This is a genomic window from Serratia sp. PF-27, from assembly GCF_030053255.1.
Lineage (GTDB): Bacteria > Pseudomonadota > Gammaproteobacteria > Enterobacterales > Enterobacteriaceae > Serratia > Serratia bockelmannii.
Genome location: NZ_JASGBT010000002.1, coordinates 127,863 through 145,170 on the forward strand (window position 1 = coordinate 127,863; position 17,308 = coordinate 145,170).

At 59.8% G+C, this 17,308-nt stretch carries 16 protein-coding genes and 1 other annotated feature; of the genes, 7 read left to right on the plus strand and 9 right to left on the minus strand.

The features are described 5' to 3' along the window. Positions 1 to 5: 5 nt before the first annotated feature. The 5 genes from thrC to QMZ29_RS00905 form a co-directional block, all read right to left on the minus strand. The gene (thrC, locus tag QMZ29_RS00885; RefSeq protein ID WP_261427438.1) at positions 6 to 1,295 is read right to left on the minus strand and encodes a threonine synthase; all 1,290 of its coding nucleotides are present in this window, start codon (positions 1,293 to 1,295) and stop codon (positions 6 to 8) included. A 3-nt stretch (positions 1,296 to 1,298) separates the two neighbouring features. Continuing rightward, positions 1,299 to 2,228: a homoserine kinase gene (gene thrB / locus QMZ29_RS00890; RefSeq protein ID WP_049205430.1), complete on the minus strand. Its 930-nt coding sequence runs from the start codon at positions 2,226 to 2,228 to the stop codon at positions 1,299 to 1,301. 1 nt (position 2,229) lies between these two features. Then, entirely contained in the window at positions 2,230 to 4,689 is a 2,460-nt protein-coding gene (gene thrA, locus QMZ29_RS00895; protein ID WP_049205431.1) for a bifunctional aspartate kinase/homoserine dehydrogenase I, read from the minus strand. A 24-nt stretch (positions 4,690 to 4,713) separates the two neighbouring features. Continuing rightward, positions 4,714 to 4,831: a sequence feature (Thr leader region), on the minus strand. Beyond that, on the minus strand, positions 4,770 to 4,856 hold the full coding sequence (gene thrL, locus QMZ29_RS00900; RefSeq protein ID WP_071525951.1) for a thr operon leader peptide: 87 nt from the start codon (positions 4,854 to 4,856) through the stop codon (positions 4,770 to 4,772). It overlaps the preceding feature by 62 nt. A 194-nt stretch (positions 4,857 to 5,050) precedes the next feature. Beyond that, entirely contained in the window at positions 5,051 to 5,737 is a 687-nt protein-coding gene (locus tag QMZ29_RS00905; protein ID WP_025305230.1) for a tRNA/rRNA methyltransferase, read from the minus strand. Positions 5,738 to 6,366: 629 nt separating this feature from the next. Here QMZ29_RS00905 and arcA point away from each other — a divergent pair. Beyond that, positions 6,367 to 7,083: a two-component system response regulator ArcA gene (arcA, locus tag QMZ29_RS00910; RefSeq protein ID WP_025305229.1), complete on the plus strand. Its 717-nt coding sequence runs from the start codon at positions 6,367 to 6,369 to the stop codon at positions 7,081 to 7,083. 51 nt (positions 7,084 to 7,134) lie between these two features. Here arcA and creA read toward each other — a convergent pair whose 3' ends face one another. Beyond that, the gene (creA, locus tag QMZ29_RS00915) at positions 7,135 to 7,614 is read right to left on the minus strand and encodes a protein CreA (RefSeq protein ID WP_004933005.1); all 480 of its coding nucleotides are present in this window, start codon (positions 7,612 to 7,614) and stop codon (positions 7,135 to 7,137) included. 342 nt (positions 7,615 to 7,956) lie between these two features. Here creA and robA point away from each other — a divergent pair, with 342 nt between their 5' ends. Continuing rightward, positions 7,957 to 8,826: an MDR efflux pump AcrAB transcriptional activator RobA gene (gene robA, locus QMZ29_RS00920; RefSeq protein ID WP_033641224.1), complete on the plus strand. Its 870-nt coding sequence runs from the start codon at positions 7,957 to 7,959 to the stop codon at positions 8,824 to 8,826. Here the strand turns inward: robA and gpmB are convergent. Further along, positions 8,823 to 9,470 (minus strand): 2,3-diphosphoglycerate-dependent phosphoglycerate mutase GpmB, encoded by a 648-nt coding sequence (gene gpmB, locus QMZ29_RS00925; protein WP_025305227.1) that lies wholly within the window; start codon positions 9,468 to 9,470, stop codon positions 8,823 to 8,825. The genes robA and gpmB overlap by 4 nt on opposite strands. 101 nt (positions 9,471 to 9,571) lie before the next feature. On the opposite strand from gpmB, the gene yjjX reads away from it, so the two are divergent. After that, positions 9,572 to 10,090, plus strand: coding sequence for an inosine/xanthosine triphosphatase (yjjX, locus tag QMZ29_RS00930; RefSeq protein ID WP_004933015.1), 519 nt, complete (start codon positions 9,572 to 9,574; stop codon positions 10,088 to 10,090). Between the two features lie 11 nt (positions 10,091 to 10,101). Here the strand turns inward: yjjX and trpR are convergent, their stop codons facing one another. Both trpR and sltY read right to left on the minus strand, forming a co-directional pair. Beyond that, positions 10,102 to 10,431, minus strand: coding sequence for a trp operon repressor (gene trpR / locus QMZ29_RS00935; RefSeq protein WP_016929152.1), 330 nt, complete (start codon positions 10,429 to 10,431; stop codon positions 10,102 to 10,104). A gap of 54 nt (positions 10,432 to 10,485) precedes the next feature. After that, positions 10,486 to 12,414 (minus strand): murein transglycosylase, encoded by a 1,929-nt coding sequence (sltY, locus tag QMZ29_RS00940; protein ID WP_282981195.1) that lies wholly within the window; start codon positions 12,412 to 12,414, stop codon positions 10,486 to 10,488. Positions 12,415 to 13,047: 633 nt separating this feature from the next. Here sltY and yfiR point away from each other — a divergent pair. The 4 genes from yfiR (at position 13,048) to ettA (ending at position 17,249) form a co-directional block, all read left to right on the plus strand. Next, entirely contained in the window at positions 13,048 to 13,659 is a 612-nt protein-coding gene (gene yfiR, locus QMZ29_RS00945; RefSeq protein WP_025305224.1) for a regulatory sequestration protein YfiR, read from the plus strand. Further along, positions 13,656 to 14,903, plus strand: coding sequence for a diguanylate cyclase DgcN/YfiN (gene dgcN, locus QMZ29_RS00950; RefSeq protein WP_025305223.1), 1,248 nt, complete (start codon positions 13,656 to 13,658; stop codon positions 14,901 to 14,903). The genes yfiR and dgcN overlap by 4 nt, the downstream gene beginning before the upstream one ends. 38 nt (positions 14,904 to 14,941) lie before the next feature. Beyond that, positions 14,942 to 15,439, plus strand: a complete 498-nt coding sequence (gene yfiB, locus QMZ29_RS00955) for an outer membrane lipoprotein YfiB (RefSeq protein WP_049294810.1) — start codon at positions 14,942 to 14,944, stop codon at positions 15,437 to 15,439. Between the two features lie 142 nt (positions 15,440 to 15,581). Next, on the plus strand, positions 15,582 to 17,249 hold the full coding sequence (gene ettA / locus QMZ29_RS00960; protein WP_025159620.1) for an energy-dependent translational throttle protein EttA: 1,668 nt from the start codon (positions 15,582 to 15,584) through the stop codon (positions 17,247 to 17,249). Positions 17,250 to 17,308: the final 59 nt, after the last annotated feature.

Consider the following 17,308-nt stretch of genomic DNA (forward strand, 5'->3'; position numbering starts at 1 on the left):
GAACTTCAGGCCGGCAGTCCCATCAGGAACTTGCGCAGCTCGCCGAAGCCGGCCGGGAGCGTGTGCGACAGCAGCGGCAGATCGGCCCGCAGCGCCAGCGCTTTCGGCAACGGCAGTTCCTGGCCGAGGATCGCTTCTACGCTCTCTTTAAACTTGGCCGGATGCGCGGTACCGAGGAACAGGCCAAACTCTCCGTCCTGCAGCTGATCGCGCAGCGCGCGATAGGCAATGGCCGCGTGCGGTTCTGAGATATAGCCCAGCTCGGCCAGTTCACGCATCGTTTCCCTGGTGGTCTCATCGCTGACCGCCGCGTGACCCAGCTCTTTCAGCTGCCAGACCTTACGACGGAACAGCTCTTCCACGCGCGGCCAGTTGTTTGGCTGGCTGACGTCCATGGCGTTGGACAGCGTCGCGACCGTGGCGTGCGGCTGCCAATGGCCGCTGGTCAGGAAGCGCGGCACGGTGTCGTTGGCGTTGGTGGCGGCGATGAAGCGCTTCACCGGCAGACCCAGCGACTTGGCCAGCAGCCCGGCGGTCAGATCGCCGAAGTTGCCGCTCGGCACCGAAATGACCAGCTGATTGCGCGCTTCCTGCGGCAGCTGCGCCACCGCTTCGAAGTAGTAACAGATCTGCGCCAGCAAGCGGCTGATGTTGATCGAGTTGGCCGAGTTCAGGTGCAGCGCATCTTTCAACTCCTGATCGTCGAACGCCTGCTTCACCAGCGCCTGACAGGCATCGAAGTCGCCGTCGATCGCCACGGTGTGAATGTTGCCGCCCAAGGTACAGAACAGTTTCTCCTGCAACGGGCTGATTTTGCCCTGCGGGTAGAGGATCACCACCCGGACGTTTTTCAGGCCGTAGAAGGCGTGCGCCACGGCGGCGCCGGTGTCGCCGGAGGTGGCGGTCAAAATGGTCACCGGCTGATCGCCGGCCACTTCCGCCAGCATCTGCGCCATAAAGCGGCCGCCGAAGTCTTTGAACGCCAGCGTCGGGCCGTGGAACAGCTCCAGGCAGGAGACGTCTTCCGTCACTTTCGCCACCGGCGCCGGGAACTCAAAGGCGGCCTGTACGCGTTTCTTCAGCGCAGCTTCCGGCACCTCTTCGCCGATAAAGGCCGACAGAATGCGGCTGCTGCGGGTGACAAAATCCTGCTCCAGCAGCTGGTCGATCTCGGTCAGTTCGAACGCCGGCAACTCCAGCGGGAAGAACAGCCCCTGCTGCTTACCCAGGCCTTGTTTGATCGCCTGCGCGAAGCTGACCTGCTCGTTGTGATCCTTAAGGTTGTACAGTTTCATGCGTTATCCCAGTAGTCGAGCGCCTGCGGTATCCAGACGGCAAATATGAACAAAACCTTCGTCGTTTTGCAGATAGTGTTGTTGCAGCCAGGCGGCCATGCGCTGCGCGGTAGCGCCGTCGTTGCAGACGGCGAACAGCGTCGGGCCGGAGCCGGAGATGCCGCAGGCCAGCGCGCCGATGTCCTGCGCCGCCTTGCGCGCTTCGGCAAAGCCCGGCAACAGCCGGGTGCGGTACGGTTCAGCGATCACGTCCTGCATCAATTTGGCGGCCAGCTGCGGCTGCCGGGTATGGCAGGCGTGAATAAAGCCGGCCAGGTAGCGGCCGTGGCTGATGCAATCCTGACGACGGTATTGCGCGGGTAAAATGGCGCGCGCTTCGGCGGTGGACACCTTGATGCCGGGATAGGCCATGACCCACAGCCAATCGTCGAAGCACGGCACCTCCTGGCTGATGATGCCTTCTTCTTCCAGCATCAGCTGCAGGCCGCCCAAATAGCATGGCGCCACGTTGTCGTAATGCACGCTGCCGGAAATGCGCCCTTCCAGCTCGCCCATCAGGCCGAGCAGCGTCATTTTATCCAGCGGCCGATCGCAGAATTCGTTCATCGCCATCAGCCCAGCCACCACCGAACAGGCGCTGGACCCCAGCCCCGATCCGATCGGCATGTTCTTTTCCAACCGCATCGCCACCGGCACTTCGCGGCCGATCTCCTGGCAGAAACGCTCCCAGCATTGATAAACGATGTTCTCTTTCGGCTCGGCCGGCAGCTTGCTGACGAAGCGCCCGGCATTCTGCAAACTGAACGTTTCGGCGGCTTCGACGCTGACGCAGTCGCCCAGCAGCGTGCCGTCGATCGGCGAAACCGCCGCGCCCAGCACGTCGAAACCGACGCTGACGTTACCGATCGAGGCCGGTGCATACACCTTAACCATATTAAACTCCCAACTTCCATGACAGTGTGCGCAGCAGATCGGCAAACACGCCCGCTGCGGTCACATCGTTACCGGCGCCGTAGCCGCGCAGCACCAGCGGCAGCGGCTGATAATAGCGGCTGTAGAAGGCCAGCGCGTTCTCGCCGTTCTTCACTTTATACAACGGATCGTTGCCGTCCACCGCCTCGATGCACACCTTGCAGCGCCCTTCGTCGATCAGGCCGACATAGCGCAGCACCTTGCCTTGCTCGGCGGCGTTGGCCACGTTGCGCGCGAACTCTTTATCCAGCTCCGGCAGCCGCGCCAGGAACTGATCCACATCGCCCGACGCGTCGAAGGACGGCGGCAGCACCGCCTCAACCTCGATATCGCTCAGTTCCAGTTTGTAACCGGCCTCGCGCGCCAGGATCAGCAGCTTGCGCGCCACGTCCATACCGGACAGGTCGTCGCGCGGATCCGGTTCGGTGTAGCCGTTGGCCCTGGCCTGCAGGGTCGCGGCCGACAGCGACATCCCTTCGTCCAGCTTGCCGAAGATAAAGGACAGCGACCCGGACAGAATGCCGGAGAAGCGCACCAGCTCATCGCCGGCGTTCAGCAGGTTTTGCAGGTTCTCAATCACCGGCAGACCGGCGCCGACGTTGGTGTCATAGAGGAACTTGCGGTGCGAACCGGCAGCGGCCGCGCGCAGTTGCTGATAATAGTTCATCGACGAGGTGTTGGCCTTTTTGTTCGGCGTCACCACGTGGAAACCGTCCGCCAGGAAGTCCACGTATTGATCGGCCACCGCCTGGCTGGAGGTACAGTCGACGATCACCGGGTTCAGCAGGTGATACTCCTTCACCAGCCGGATCAGGCGGCCGAGATTGAACGGCTCCTGCGCGCCGGCCAGCTCGTCGCGCCAGCTGTCCAGCGCGATGCCGTGCACGTTGGTCAGCATCACGCGCGAGTTGGCGATGCCGCACACCCGCAGATCGATATGTTTTTGCTTCAGCCACGGCTGCTGGCGGTAGACTTGCTCGATCAGCGCCCCGCCGACGCCGCCGACGCCGATGACGAACACTTCGATCACCTGATCGGTGTTGAACAGCATCTGATGGCTGACGCGCACGCCGGTGGTGGCGGAATCATTGCTGACCACCACCGAAATTGAACGCTCGGAAGAGCCCTGGGCGATAGCGACGATATTGATGTTGGCGCGCGCCAGCGCGGAGAAGAAGCGCGCGGAGATGCCACGCAGGGTGCGCATGCCGTCACCGACCACCGAGATGATCGCCAGGCGTTCCATGACGTCCAGCGGATCCAGCACGCCGTCTTTCAACTCCAGATAGAACTCCTCTTCCAGCGCCCGGCGGGCGCGCTGCAATTCACCCTGCGGCACGCAGAAGCTGATGCTGTATTCGGAAGAGGATTGGGTGATCAGCACCACCGAAATGCCGGCGCGCGACATCACGGCGAACACCCGTGCGGCCATGCCGACCATGCCTTTCATGCCCGGGCCGGAGACGTTGATCATCGCCATGTTGTTCAGGTTGGTGATGCCTTTGACCGGCATCGCGTCATCGGTGCTGTCTTTACCGATCAGCGTGCCGGGGGCTTGCGGGTTAGAGGTGTTTTTAATCAGGCAAGGGATTTGGAACTGGGCAATCGGCGTGATGGTGCGAGGATGCAGCACTTTGGCGCCGAAGTAGGAGAGCTCCATCGCCTCCTGGTACGACATCGATTTCAGCAGCCTGGCGTCCGGTACGGTGCGCGGATCGCAGGTATACACGCCGTCGACGTCGGTCCAGATTTCGCAACAGTCGGCGCGCAGGCAGGCGGCCAGCACCGCGGCGGAATAGTCGGAGCCGTTGCGGCCCAACACCACCAGCTCGCCCTTGTCGTTACCGGCGGTGAAACCGGCCATCAGCACGATGTGGTCGGCCGGGATCGCCGCTGCGGCGATGCGCAGCGTGGACTCGGCGATGTCCACGGTAGACTCCAGGTAGTGGCCCTGCGCCAGCAGCTTCTCCACCGGGTTGATCACCGTGACCGGATAGCCCTTGGCGCGGAACACCCCTTCCATGATGGCGATGGAGAGTTTTTCGCCGCGGCAGATGATCGCCGCGTTCACGCTGTCCGGGCACTGCCCCAACAGCGAGACGCCGTGCAGCACCTGCTTGAGTTGCGCGAACTCCTGATCGACCACGCCTTTCAGGCGATCGTATTCAAAGCCCGGCAGCGCCTGCGCCAGGCCGCTCAGCAGATCGGCAAAGATCCGCTCGGCGTCGCTGATATTCGGCAGAATGTCCTGACCCGCCACCGTCTTGTCGATCATCGCCACCAGATGGTTGGTGATCTTTGCGGGGGCGGACAAGACCGTGGCTACCTGTCCCTGACGCGCGTTACTCTCCATGATGTCGGCGACGCGCAGAAAACGTTCCGCATTCGCTACCGAGGTTCCGCCAAATTTCAGCACTCGCATGTGTCATCTCTCCGAATTTAAGCCGAAAAAAAAGCCCGCACTGATTAGGTGCGGGCTTTTTTCTGTGTTTCCTGTGCGCGTCAGCCCGCCCCGTTACCTGTGGTATCGGTGGTGGTAATAATTGTGGTTTTCAGGCTGATGTTGCGCATGTTGTCTGTCTGTCTCATGAAATACTCTGTCCCCTCTATTGGTTAAAGCAATCGCTATCCCAAGTCAAACTATTTCTTTTTTTTGCTTATTTTCCGTTCAGCGGCGACATTGCGCGATATCGGAGGTGAAAAGCAAAACGACAGAACAAAAAAACAACTTAAAGCCGATTTACTAGTGGATCACGCTGGGTAACCGTCTGATGGAGCCGCTATCACTTGGCGAGTTTTTTTTCGATGTCGTGCAGCAGCGTATGCAACATCGCCGTGTCTCGCTGTTGCAACGCCCCGAGGCGCTGATGCAGCCAATCGCGCAATTTTTGGTCATCGCCGACATCCAAAGCGTTCAACAAGGCATCGGCGCGGTGGCGCAGCGCTTTGAGTTGCCCTTCCGACGCCACCTTTTCCTGCGGCGTGCTGACGCCCATCAGGCTCGCCAACTGGTAGCAGTACACCATCACCGCCTGGCCCAGGTTAAGCGACGGGTAGTCCGCCTGCATCGGCACGCCGGTCAGCAAATCCGCCAGCGCCAGCTCTTCGTTGGTCAGGCCGGAATCTTCGCGGCCGAACACCAGCGCGGCCTGGCCGACCCACTGCTTACGCTCACTCAGCTGTTCCAGCAGCTCAGGCGGCGTGCAGTAGTAGTGAAAACGCGCGCGGCTGCGGGCGGTGGTGGCGACCGTGAAGTCTACATCCGCCAGCGCCTGTTCCAACGTGGCGAACGTTTGCACGCCGTCGAGGATCTCGCCGGCCCCGTGTGCCACCCAGCGTGCAGCCGGCTGCAGGTGCGCCTCGCTGTCGACGATGCGCAACGAAGCGAAGCCCATGGTTTTCATCGCGCGCGCCGCCGCGCCGACGTTTTCCGGCCGCGCCGGAGCCACTAAAACAATATGAAGCTGCATCACTCTTCCACCGAAGGCGGGCCAGCGCTTTTGACGGTATCGCAGCGCCCGCTTATATTTACAATTGCGTAACAATAAACGCGTTAATAGCAACAAACAAGATTAAACGGCTCGTTGAGCTAATAAATCCGCCGTAATAGTCATTATTCATGCTTATGTTTTACTGTATTTATTTATCAATGAGTTAAAACAAGACGATGATCAATAAGCGAATAATTGTATCCTATCGGGCCCGATAATGCTGAATCGTTCACAGAATTTGAGGTTCTGTGACTTAAACTGGCATTTCTGTAAGTGTTTTTCACAAATCTGTTAACGTGCTACAATTGAATTTGATATATGTCAACAAAGCGTAGTTTTGTTGGGTGATGAATTCGGCACGCGCTGTTATATTGCTGTTAATGGGGTTAGGATATGCGCCGATTTGGCACCCCAGGGGTTGTAGGGAACAGCATCCCCACCAGGCTAGCGATCTTGTTGACATGAGATGGAAAGTGCATCAAGAACGAGTTTACGTACTTTAGTCATTTGCTGAGAGGGAACGTGGCGCTATCTCTGCCCTCCTCTAAGAAAACAGAGACTTCTGTACTTCCTATTTTCTATTTTGTTGGCAATTTTAGGTAGCAAATATGCAGACCCCGCACATTCTGATTGTCGAAGACGAGTTAGTCACTCGTAACACCCTGAAGAGCATTTTCGAGGCGGAAGGCTACATTGTTCATGAAGCCAATGATGGTGCAGAGATGCACAATATCCTGTCTGAAAATGATATCAATCTGGTCATCATGGACATCAACCTGCCAGGCAAAAACGGCCTGCTGTTGGCGCGCGAACTGCGTGAACAGGCCAGCGTCGCCTTGATGTTCCTGACCGGCCGCGATAACGAAGTGGATAAGATCCTCGGCCTGGAAATCGGCGCCGACGATTACATCACCAAGCCGTTCAACCCGCGTGAGCTGACTATCCGCGCACGTAACCTGCTGTCGCGCACCATGAATCTGGGCAGCCTGGGCGAAGAGCGCCGCCTGGTCGAGAGCTACAAGTTCAACGGGTGGGAACTGGACATCAACAGCCGCTCGCTGATCAGCCCGGCCGGCGAACAGTACAAACTGCCGCGCAGCGAATTCCGCGCCATGCTGCACTTCTGCGAAAACCCGGGCAAGATCCAATCCCGTGGCGAACTGCTGAAGAAGATGACCGGTCGCGAACTGAAGCCACATGACCGCACCGTGGACGTCACCATCCGTCGCATTCGCAAGCACTTCGAATCGACGCCGGACACGCCGGAAATCATCGCCACCATTCACGGCGAAGGCTACCGCTTCTGCGGCGAGCTGGAAGAGTAACTCCCGCCTGCCGTCATGAAAACGGGGTTCAGCATGCTGAACCCCGTTTTTTTATTTCGTCTCAGCCCACGGCATGATCGGCACCGCGCTCAGCGCATTTTTCGGCGAGCCATCGATCACCTTGTCGGAATAGCTCAGGTAGATCAGTGAATTGCGCTTGGCGTCGTAGAAGCGCACCACCTGCAGCTTCTTGAACACCAGCGAAGTGCGTTTCTGGAACACCACATCGCCTTCCGCCTTGCCGTTTTTGATCTTGTCGCTCAGCTCTATAGGCCCGACCTGCTGGCAGGAAATGGCCGCGTCGGCGGTGTCTTCCGCCAGCCCCAGGCCGCCTTTGATGCCGCCGGTTTTGGCGCGGCTGATATAACAAGTTACATTTTTAACATCCGGATCGTCGAACGCTTCGACCACGATTTTGTGGTCCGGCCCCAACAATTTAAACACCGTATCAACGGAACCCACTTGCTCCGCCTGTGCGCTTCCCACGGTTGCGCAAACCAAACCGAATAAAAATATCCAGCTTTTTTTCATTTACTTAACTCCGATATAACCTTGCCGCAAAAATAGGTTCGGCGATCGCCATTATTTATGTCTAAGCTCACGGAATCGGTTTTATACGGGTCCGCACCGTCCGTTTTAGCACAGAGCGTGACAAAAATCTTTGAGAGTCGCGGAGTAAAAAAGTTGCTATGATGCGGCGTCGTTATTTCTTTGCGCCCACTACGGTGTACCCCAATCCAACTCTGGCGCGGCATGCGCAGCAGAGGCAAAGAGTGCAACGCATAATGGCTCATGGATCGGTCTGATAGCGCAGCACCAGCGTGACGAATCAACAGTTCGGGTTCCTACCCCCAAGCTTTACGAGGAAGATCTATGGATCAAGCCGGTATCATTCGTGATCTGCTTAGCTGGCTGGAAAGCCATTTGGACCAACCCTTGTCGCTGGATAACGTGGCGGCCAAGGCCGGCTACTCCAAATGGCATCTGCAACGGATGTTCAAAGATATTACCGGTAATGCCATCGGTGCTTACATCCGGGCAAGGAGACTGTCCAAAGCCGCCGTCGCGCTGCGTCTGACCAGCCGGCCGATTTTGGATATCGCCCTGCAATATCGTTTCGACTCGCAGCAGACCTTCACCCGCGCCTTCAAAAAACAGTTTGCGCAAACGCCGGCGCTGTACCGCCGCGCCGAGGACTGGAATGCGTTCGGCATCTGTCCGCCGATCCGTCTGGGGGCCTTCACTCTGCCGCAGCCGGAATTCGTCTCGCTGCCAGACAAACACCTGGTCGGCCTGACCCAAAGCTACTCCTGTACGCTGGAACAGATCACCACCGTGCGCACTGAACTGCGCTCGCAGTTCTGGCGTCAGTTCCTCGGTGACGTCGAAACCCTGCCGCCGGTGCTGTACGGGCTGCACCACTCGCGCCCAAGCCAGGAGAAGGACGACGAACAGGAAGTGCTGTATACCACGGCGCTGGAGCCGGATCAGGTGCCTGACAAGGTACAGGAAGGCCAGCCACTGGTGTTGCCGGGCGGCGAATTTGCGATGTTCAGCTACGAAGGGCCCACCGAGGGGCTGCAAGACTTCATCCTGACGGTGTATGGCACCTGCCTGCCGGCGCTCCAGCTGACGCGCCGCAAAGGGCACGACATCGAGCGTTTCTACCCGAAAGGCGAGCGCCGTCCGCATCAGGCGCCTATCGAGATCAAGTGCGATTACCTGATCCCGATTCGGCGTTAACGCTGCAGTTCGTCCAACGCGGGCATGTCCAGGTGCGTGACATCGCCCGCCGTTTCCACGATCCAGCCGGAAGCCAGCCACGGGCTCTGCTGGTGATCGACGCGCGACAATGAGCAGTTGCGCAAGCGCAGGCGGCGTTCCGCATAGGCCGGTAGCCCAAGCACCGTACTGATCAAACACCCCAACGCGATGCCATGGCTGACGAGCAGCGGTTTACTGCCTTCAGGCAGCATCAGGCAGCTCTCCAGCGCGGCGCGCATGCGCTCGCCCAGCTCCTCCATGGATTCGCCTTGAGGGATACGGCCGTCAGGAGTACCATCGACCATCTGTTTGCGCCACTGCTCTTCCTGCGGCGTCAAACTGTCGATCAGGCGTTCTTCCAGAACCCCCATGTGCAGCTCACGCAAACGCGGATCGCCAATCACTTCGCAGCCACAGGCTTCGGCGATGATTTGCGCGGTGCGGCGCGTGCGCCCCAGATCGCTGGTAATGATGTGCGTAATGCCTTCTTTGCTGACCCGCCTGGCGACCAGACGGGCCTGGTGTTCACCCATGGCGGTTAACGGGCTGTCGGACTGACCCTGGATGCGGCGAGCCGCGTTCCATTCCGTTTCGCCATGGCGAACGAGGTATACCTGTAACATTTTTGTTTTCCGTTATACTGCGTGAAATTTGCGTTTATCCCCGGCCCGGCGGCGCTTTTGCCGCTGCCCGGCGTATCGGCCAGAAGGATATCAAACCCGTTATGTACCATGTTGTCGCTGCAACTACCAACCCGGCAAAGATCAAGGCTATTCAACTCGCCTTCGATGACGTCTTTGGCGCGGGCCAATACCGCATTGAATCCGTTGACGTCGCCAGCGGCGTCTCGCTGCAGCCGATAGGCAACCACGAAACCCGCACCGGTTCGCGTCAACGCGTCATGGAAGCGCGCCAGGTCAGGCCCGAGGCCGATTTTTGGGTCGGCGTGGAAGCCGGGATTGAAGAGAATATGACCTTCGCCTGGATGACCATCGAGAACCCGCACATCCGTGGCGAATCCCGCTCGGCGAGCCTGATGCTGCCGGAAGTCATCTTACAAGGTATTCGCGCCGGTCGCGAATTGGGCAGCGAAATGGCGGCGATCACCGGCAACGCCGAGGTGAAACGTCAGGGCGGCGCCATCGGCGTCTTCACTGACGGCCGGCTGAGCCGCACCAGCGTTTACCACCAGGCGCTGCTGCTGGCGCTGGTGCCGTTCCACAACGCCATCTATCAGCAATAACGCTGAGTCTGCTAGGGCGCGTCGTGCAGCAACTGCTGCTCAAGCCACTGTTTCAGCGCGGGTGAAGCCGCTTTCAGGCTGTTAGAACCGCGGGTGATGGTGGCGATCCCCGCGCCCAGTTCATTTTTCAGCTCGCGCTGGCTCATCTCGCCGCGCATCAATTCCTGAATGATCCGCACCCGGGTGCCCAGCGCAGTGCGCTCGTCCGGCGTCAACATCAGCTGCAACAGCGGTTGATGAAGTTCTTGCGCAAACGAATTCTGCAGCAGCGCGACGAAGCGCAGCCAATCCTCATTGCCTTGTTCTGAAAGAGCGGGGTCGTTTAACGATAATTGCGTCATGGCAGCCACCATACTATTTAACTAGTACAGCAGCATACCATAGGGCCGTCAAAATCAATAACGTCTCTGCCACTCGGCGTCGGTCAGCACCTTGGCCGGCCGGTGCGTCAGATAACGGTAAAACGCATCATAAGCCAGCACGTTCTTGACGTAGCCGCGGGTTTCAGAGAACGGAATGCTTTCGATGAACGCCACCGGATCGATCCGCCCCGCGCTGTTGCCCAGCCAGGTATTCACCCGCGACGGGCCGGCATTATAGGCGGCGCTCGACAGAATGCGGTTGCGGCCGAACTGCTGATAGACCGACTCCAGATAGCTGGTGCCGATGGTGATATTGGTCTGCGGATCGAACAGTTGGCTCGGGCCGACATAGCCGGGAATATTGAACATCTGCACCGTATGCTGCGCGGTGCGCGGCATCACCTGCATCAGGCCGGCGGCACCGACCGGCGACTGCGCCTTCGGATTCCAGGCGCTCTCCTGGCGCGCGATCGCCATCGCATAGCTGCTGGTGATCCCCTTGTCATCGGTGGCGCGGCGGAACTCCTGTGGCCAAGCGACCGGGAACCGTTCCTCCAGATGATCCCACAGCTTGCCGACGATGGTCGCCTGCACGCTCAGATCGGCCCATTTTTGCTCAAAGGCGTAGCGCGCCAGTGCCTCTTGTTCCGGCCGGCTGCGGCTGGCGACGTAGGAGCCCCATTCGCTGCGGGCCAGGTTGTCCATATTCCAGTACATCAGCTCGCGTACCCGGGCGACCTCCGGCCCGTCGACCAGCGACGTGCGCGGCTTGGCCGCCACCGCCACCATCACCGGATAAGTGGCGTTCAGCTTCTGCGCCGCCACCATCGGATAGAAACCGCGTTCGGTCATCAGATTGCGCAACATCTCCTCACCTTCGGCGCGTTTGCCTTCGTCCATCAGCTGACTGGCGCGCCAGTAGCGCCACTCATCCTTGTTGCGCGACGCTTCCGGCAGACGGGCCAGCCAGGTCGCGACGCCCTGCCGATCGCCGTTACCCAGCGCCATGCGCACCCGGCGCTCCAGCAGCGAAGGCGAACGGCTGCGCAGAATCACCTGATCGCGCCACTGCGCCTGTTCATAGGTAGCGTCGCTGCCCATCAGGCGCCAGGCCACCGACTCTTCCAGCCCCAGCCGCTCGTCGTCGCTCATTTTCTGCAGCCGCGCGAGCGTCGGGATCATCGCCCGCGCGTTTTCCACATCCTGCCGCGCCAGGCGTTCAAAGGCGATGCCGGTGGCGGCACGGGTAAAGTCGGTCGGCCCTACGCTGCGGGCGAAGGCTTCCACGGTGGTCGGATCGTTTTGCAAGCGCACCAGGGCGTTGCCCATGGTTTGATAGTCGGCCGGCAGTTGGCTGTAAAGGTTGCTGACCAGCGAGCTGTTGCCCTCTTTCAGCGCCAGCTTCATACGCGCCAGAATATCCAGCGGCGTTTGCTTGCCTGCGCCGCGCCAGACGCTGAACAGCCGATCGCAGGCGCTCGGCAACGTTTTGCCGTTCAACCACAGTTCATCGGCGCCGTTCCAGGCCGCCTGCTGGTCGCCGGTAGCCCATTTGGCGTAGTAATAGTTGCAGCGCGCCGCCACCGGTTTGGGCGGCTGTGGGCTGAAGGCCAGCAGGGTGCGCCAGTCTTCGCGCCGCGCCAGCTCATTGACGAAGCGCGGCGCCAGCGATTTCGCCGGCGGCAGCGTCGGGTTGCGCTTGATAAAGTCGTTCACCTCGGAGAACCCCGCCTGGCTAAGATCCTGTGTCAGCTCGCGGTATTCCAGATAAGGATAAAGCGGATAATCACGCAGCGTCGGCATCAGCTGCGCCACCACGTCCATCTGATTGCCGTCCCACGCCTGTTTGATCTGCTGGTAGCGCTGACGTTGCGCATCCAGAGAATCCGCCAGCGCCGCGCCTGAAAACGCCGTCAGGCACAGCCCCATTGCCAACAGCCGTCGCTTGTCCACCTTGACCATCCTCGCTCTTTCCTCACTGGTTGTACCGAGGGAGCCGCCCAGCCCCCCCGGTGACCGCCGCGCACGGCGCCGCGGGACAAAATAAAGCCGGGCGCACGGCCCGGACGCAGATATCTACCATAGACAGCGCAATCGCTTATCCATTCAATACTGTAGAAGAAGAAGTGTATCGCCATGACGGGAGCCAGGTAAAAAACGTTTACTTTGACTGACAAATCAGGTCGCCGGGATATTTCCAGTCACCGGATTTTTATTAACCGGCCCGGTGTTTATGAAAGAAGTAAAATTCTTTTTAATTATTAGCTATCACATTATTTCATTTGAGATATGAGCCCGCCGTTGCGCAAATCGCCTGACAGCTGGCCAAACGCGCCAACTTTGCAGAAAAGCGGTGGCAAACCCGGGTAGGCATTTTTATACTATCAAAAATAAGTAGGATAATTCCGAGAAAACAGCACATAAAGCGCCCAACGAAGACATCTTATAATACAATCCGCGCCAATTATGGGTTAGATAGTGTTCATTAGGCAGTGCGACTGACAGCTTTCAGCAAAACGATAGTCCCTTCAAGCGGGCCGGATTTTTCCTTGTCAGGCCACGGCCTGCGGGCGGTGGATCAGGCCGGAATGGCGGGTGAAGATGGCGAATAAGACCGCGATAGCAATGCGTTGCGCAAAAAGCCCCGAGCCGGGCTTCCTTGGCGCACGCCTGAATATCGGTCGCCTGCTGCTGATCGTTTTGTTAGCGCTGCTGACGTTGTCCGGGCCTGCGCACGCCGCCGATGATCCCTATCAAAAGCGCACGCACGCCGTGACGACCGTGGTGGTAGGCATCATCAGCTACGCCCGCTGGTCGCGTGAACCCAATCCGATCCGCTTGTGCGTGACCGCGCCCACCCAGTATGCCGAAGGGCTGTTCGATCCGATCCTGCTGAGCGCGCCGCGCCCGATTAAAGCCGAGCGCGTGCCGTTCGACAGCCCAACGCTGAGTACCGGCTGCGATGTCATCTACTTAGGGAACATCACCGCCGCGCAGAGACAAAATTTCATGCAGCGCATTTCCGGCAACTCCATTCTCAGCATCAGCGAAAACGATAGCGAATGCTCCGCCGGCAGCGCTTTTTGCCTGCAGATCGATGGGGACCAGGCCAGTTTCAAGGTCAACCTGGACGCTCTGGCGCGCAGCGGCGTGCGCGTTCACCCCAACGTGCTGCAGCTGGCACGCAAACAGGCGCCGCCGCTATGAGGCTGTTGCGTAGAAACCGCTCCGGCAATGCGCGCCCGACGCTGGGCCGAGTGCTGCAGCGGGTGCATCTTGGGCTGGCGCTGATCGCCGTCGGCACCGCCGGCATCTTTTTGACGCTGGTGGCGCTGTTTGCGCTGCGCGCCTATGCCAATCACAACCTGCACCTGATCGCGCGCTCCATCAGCTATACCGTCGAAGCCGCCGTAGTGTTTGAAGATCGCACTGCCGCGCGCGAGGCGCTGATGCTGATCGCCTCCAACGAAGAGGTATCGGACGTGCGGATCCTCGACAACAACGGCAAGATGCTAGCCAACTGGCGCCATCCCACCGATGGGCCGCTGCATGGCCTTGAGCAGATCGTCGCGCACTGGGCGCTGCCCGAGCCGGTCATTCTGCCTATCACCCACGAGGGCAAGCAGGTCGGTCAGGTCTGGCTGAGCGGTAACGGCGGCAGCCTGCTGCGTTTCCTGTTGCGCGGCATGGTCGGTATGATCGCCTGCCTGGTGCTCAGCACCCTGTGCGCCCTGGTGTTGTCGCGCCGTATGCTGGTCGGCATCGTCAGTTCGCTGGACGACATCGCCAATGTGGCGCATGCGGTGCGCCGCGATCGCACCTTCGGCCTGCGGGTGCCGTCGGCGCCTATCGCCGAGTTGCATGAGCTCAGCAATGATTTCAACGGCTTGCTCGACGAGCTGGAGGCCTGGCAGGCCCATCTGAAGCAGGAGAACGACTCGCTGGCGCACCGGGCAACGCACGACAGCCTGACCGGTTTGCCGAACCGCGCCTTCTTCGAAGGGCGACTGAGCCGGGCGCTGGGCGATATCGAATCGCCGGCGAAATTGGCGGTGCTGTTTATCGACGGCGATCGTTTCAAGGAGGTGAACGACAGTTACGGCCACGCCGCAGGCGATGCGGTGCTGACCACCATTGCCGGGCGCATTCGCGCGCAGCTGCGCGAAACCGATCTGGTCGCACGCCTGGGAGGGGATGAATTCGCCGTGCTGCTGGCGCCGGTACACGGCACGGAAGATGTCTTGCAGATCGCTGACAACATCATCGACTGCATGACGCAACCGGTCATTTTGCCGAACGACGAGACGGTCATTACCTCTCTGAGTATCGGTATTGCGCTGTACCCTGATCACGCGTCAACGCCTCAGGGTCTTTTGCACGAAGCTGACGATGCGATGTATCAGGCAAAGCATCGTTATAACGGAGGCTGGCGGCTGGCTATACATAAATAAGAGCCCCGGCTATAACACTTGAACTAGGGATTTTGACTATGATACAGCAACTGTTTAAAGGTCGTTTTTCACTGCTGGCGATAACGTTCGTCGCCCTGCTGGCGCTCGCCGGCTGCCAGAGCAAACCGCAGGGCCTGACGCCCGAGCAGGTTGCGCTGCTGCAATCGCAGGGCTTCAAACTGACCGATAACGGCTGGGAGTTCGGCCTGTCGGATAAAGTGCTGTTCGGTAACAATATCGGCAAGCTGAACCCGGAAAGCACCGAGACGGTGCAGAAGATGGGCCGTGCGCTGCTGAGCGTCGGCATCACCAAGTTCCGCCTGGACGGCCATACCGACAACTACGGTGAAGACAGCTACAACGACCAGCTATCCCTGCGCCGCGCCGATGCGGTGGCCGATCTGCTGGCCAGCGTCGGCATTCCGCGCGCCAATATCGAAACTCGCGGCATGGGCAAACGCGACCCCGTTGCCGATAACCGCACCTCCAGCGGCCGCGCGGAAAACCGCCGCGTCGCGATCGTCGTCACGCCATAAGCCACCAATATGCGCCTTTATCGGCGCATAAACGGTTATACTTAGCGATCGCTGAGCGATGTCTGGGATCCGAGATCGAAACGGGCTACACTCATGCCGCCAGACATCCTATAAATACTGATATAGAGAGGCTTAGAGCAACGTGGCTCAATACGTCTATACCATGCACCGCGTCGGCAAGGTAGTACCGCCGAAGCGTCATATTTTGAAAAACATCTCCCTGAGCTTCTTCCCTGGGGCAAAAATCGGCGTACTGGGCCTGAACGGCGCCGGTAAGTCCACCCTGCTGCGCATCATGGCCGGCATCGATACCGATATCGAAGGGGAAGCGCGCCCGCAGCCGGGCATCAAGATCGGTTATCTGCCGCAGGAGCCGCAGCTTAACCTCGAACACACCGTGCGTGAATCGGTGGAAGAAGCGCTGGCGGAAGTGGTCGGCGCGCTGAAACGCCTGGACGAAGTGTACGCACTGTACGCGGAAGAAGGCGCAGACTTCGACAAGCTGGCCGCCGAACAGGGCCGCCTGGAAGAGATCATTCAGGCGCACGACGGTCACAACCTCAACGCTCAACTGGAACGCGCCGCCGATGCGCTGCGCCTGCCGGACTGGGACGCCAAAATCGCCCACCTGTCCGGGGGTGAACGCCGCCGCGTCGCGCTGTGCCGCCTGCTGCTGGAAAAACCGGACATGCTGCTGCTGGACGAACCGACCAACCACCTGGACGCCGAGTCCGTGGCCTGGCTGGAACGCTTCCTGCACGACTTCGAAGGCACCGTGGTGGCGATCACCCACGACCGTTACTTCCTGGATAACGTGGCCGGCTGGATCCTCGAACTGGACCGCGGCGAAGGCATCCCGTGGGAAGGCAACTACTCGTCCTGGCTGGAGCAGAAAGACGCGCGTCTGGCGCAGGAAGCGTCCGCCGAAGCCGCTCGTCGCAAGTCGATCGAGAAAGAGCTGGAGTGGGTGCGTCAGGGTGCCAAAGGCCGTCAGTCCAAAGGCAAGGCCCGTTTGGCCCGCTTCGAAGAGCTGAACAACACCGAATACCAGAAACGTAACGAAACCAACGAACTGTTCATCCCACCTGGCGCGCGCCTGGGCGATAAAGTGGTCGAAGTCAGCAACCTGCGCAAGTCCTACGGCGACCGCCTGCTGATCGATGACCTGTCGTTCTCGGTGCCTAAAGGGGCAATCGTCGGCATCATCGGCCCGAACGGCGCGGGTAAATCCACGCTGTTCCGCATGATGTCCGGTCAGGAACAACCTGACTCCGGCAGCATCGTGTTGGGCGATACCGTCAAGCTGGCGTCCGTCGATCAGTTCCGCGACAGCATGGACGGTTCGAAAACCGTGTGGGAAGAAGTCTCCGGCGGGCAGGACATCATGCGCATCGGCAACACCGAGATGCCGAGCCGTGCCTATGTCGGCCGCTTCAACTTCAAGGGCGTCGATCAGGGCAAACGCGTGGGCGAGCTGTCCGGCGGTGAGCGTGGCCGTCTGCACCTGGCCAAGCTGCTGCAGGTTGGCGGCAACGTGCTGCTGCTCGATGAACCGACCAACGACCTGGATATCGAAACCTTGCGCGCACTGGAAAACGCCCTGCTGGAATTCCCTGGCTGCGCCATGGTGATCTCGCACGACCGTTGGTTCCTCGACCGTATCGCCACCCACATCCTGGACTACCAGGACGAGGGCAAGGTGGAATTCTTCGAAGGCAACTTCACCGAGTACGAAGAGTACAAGAAGCGTACGCTGGGCGCCGACGCGCTCGAGCCGCACCGCATCAAGTACAAGAAGATCGCCAAGTGACTAGTCCTGATATAGGTTGACACTTTTCAACCGGATAACGCCCGATGAACCTCATCGGG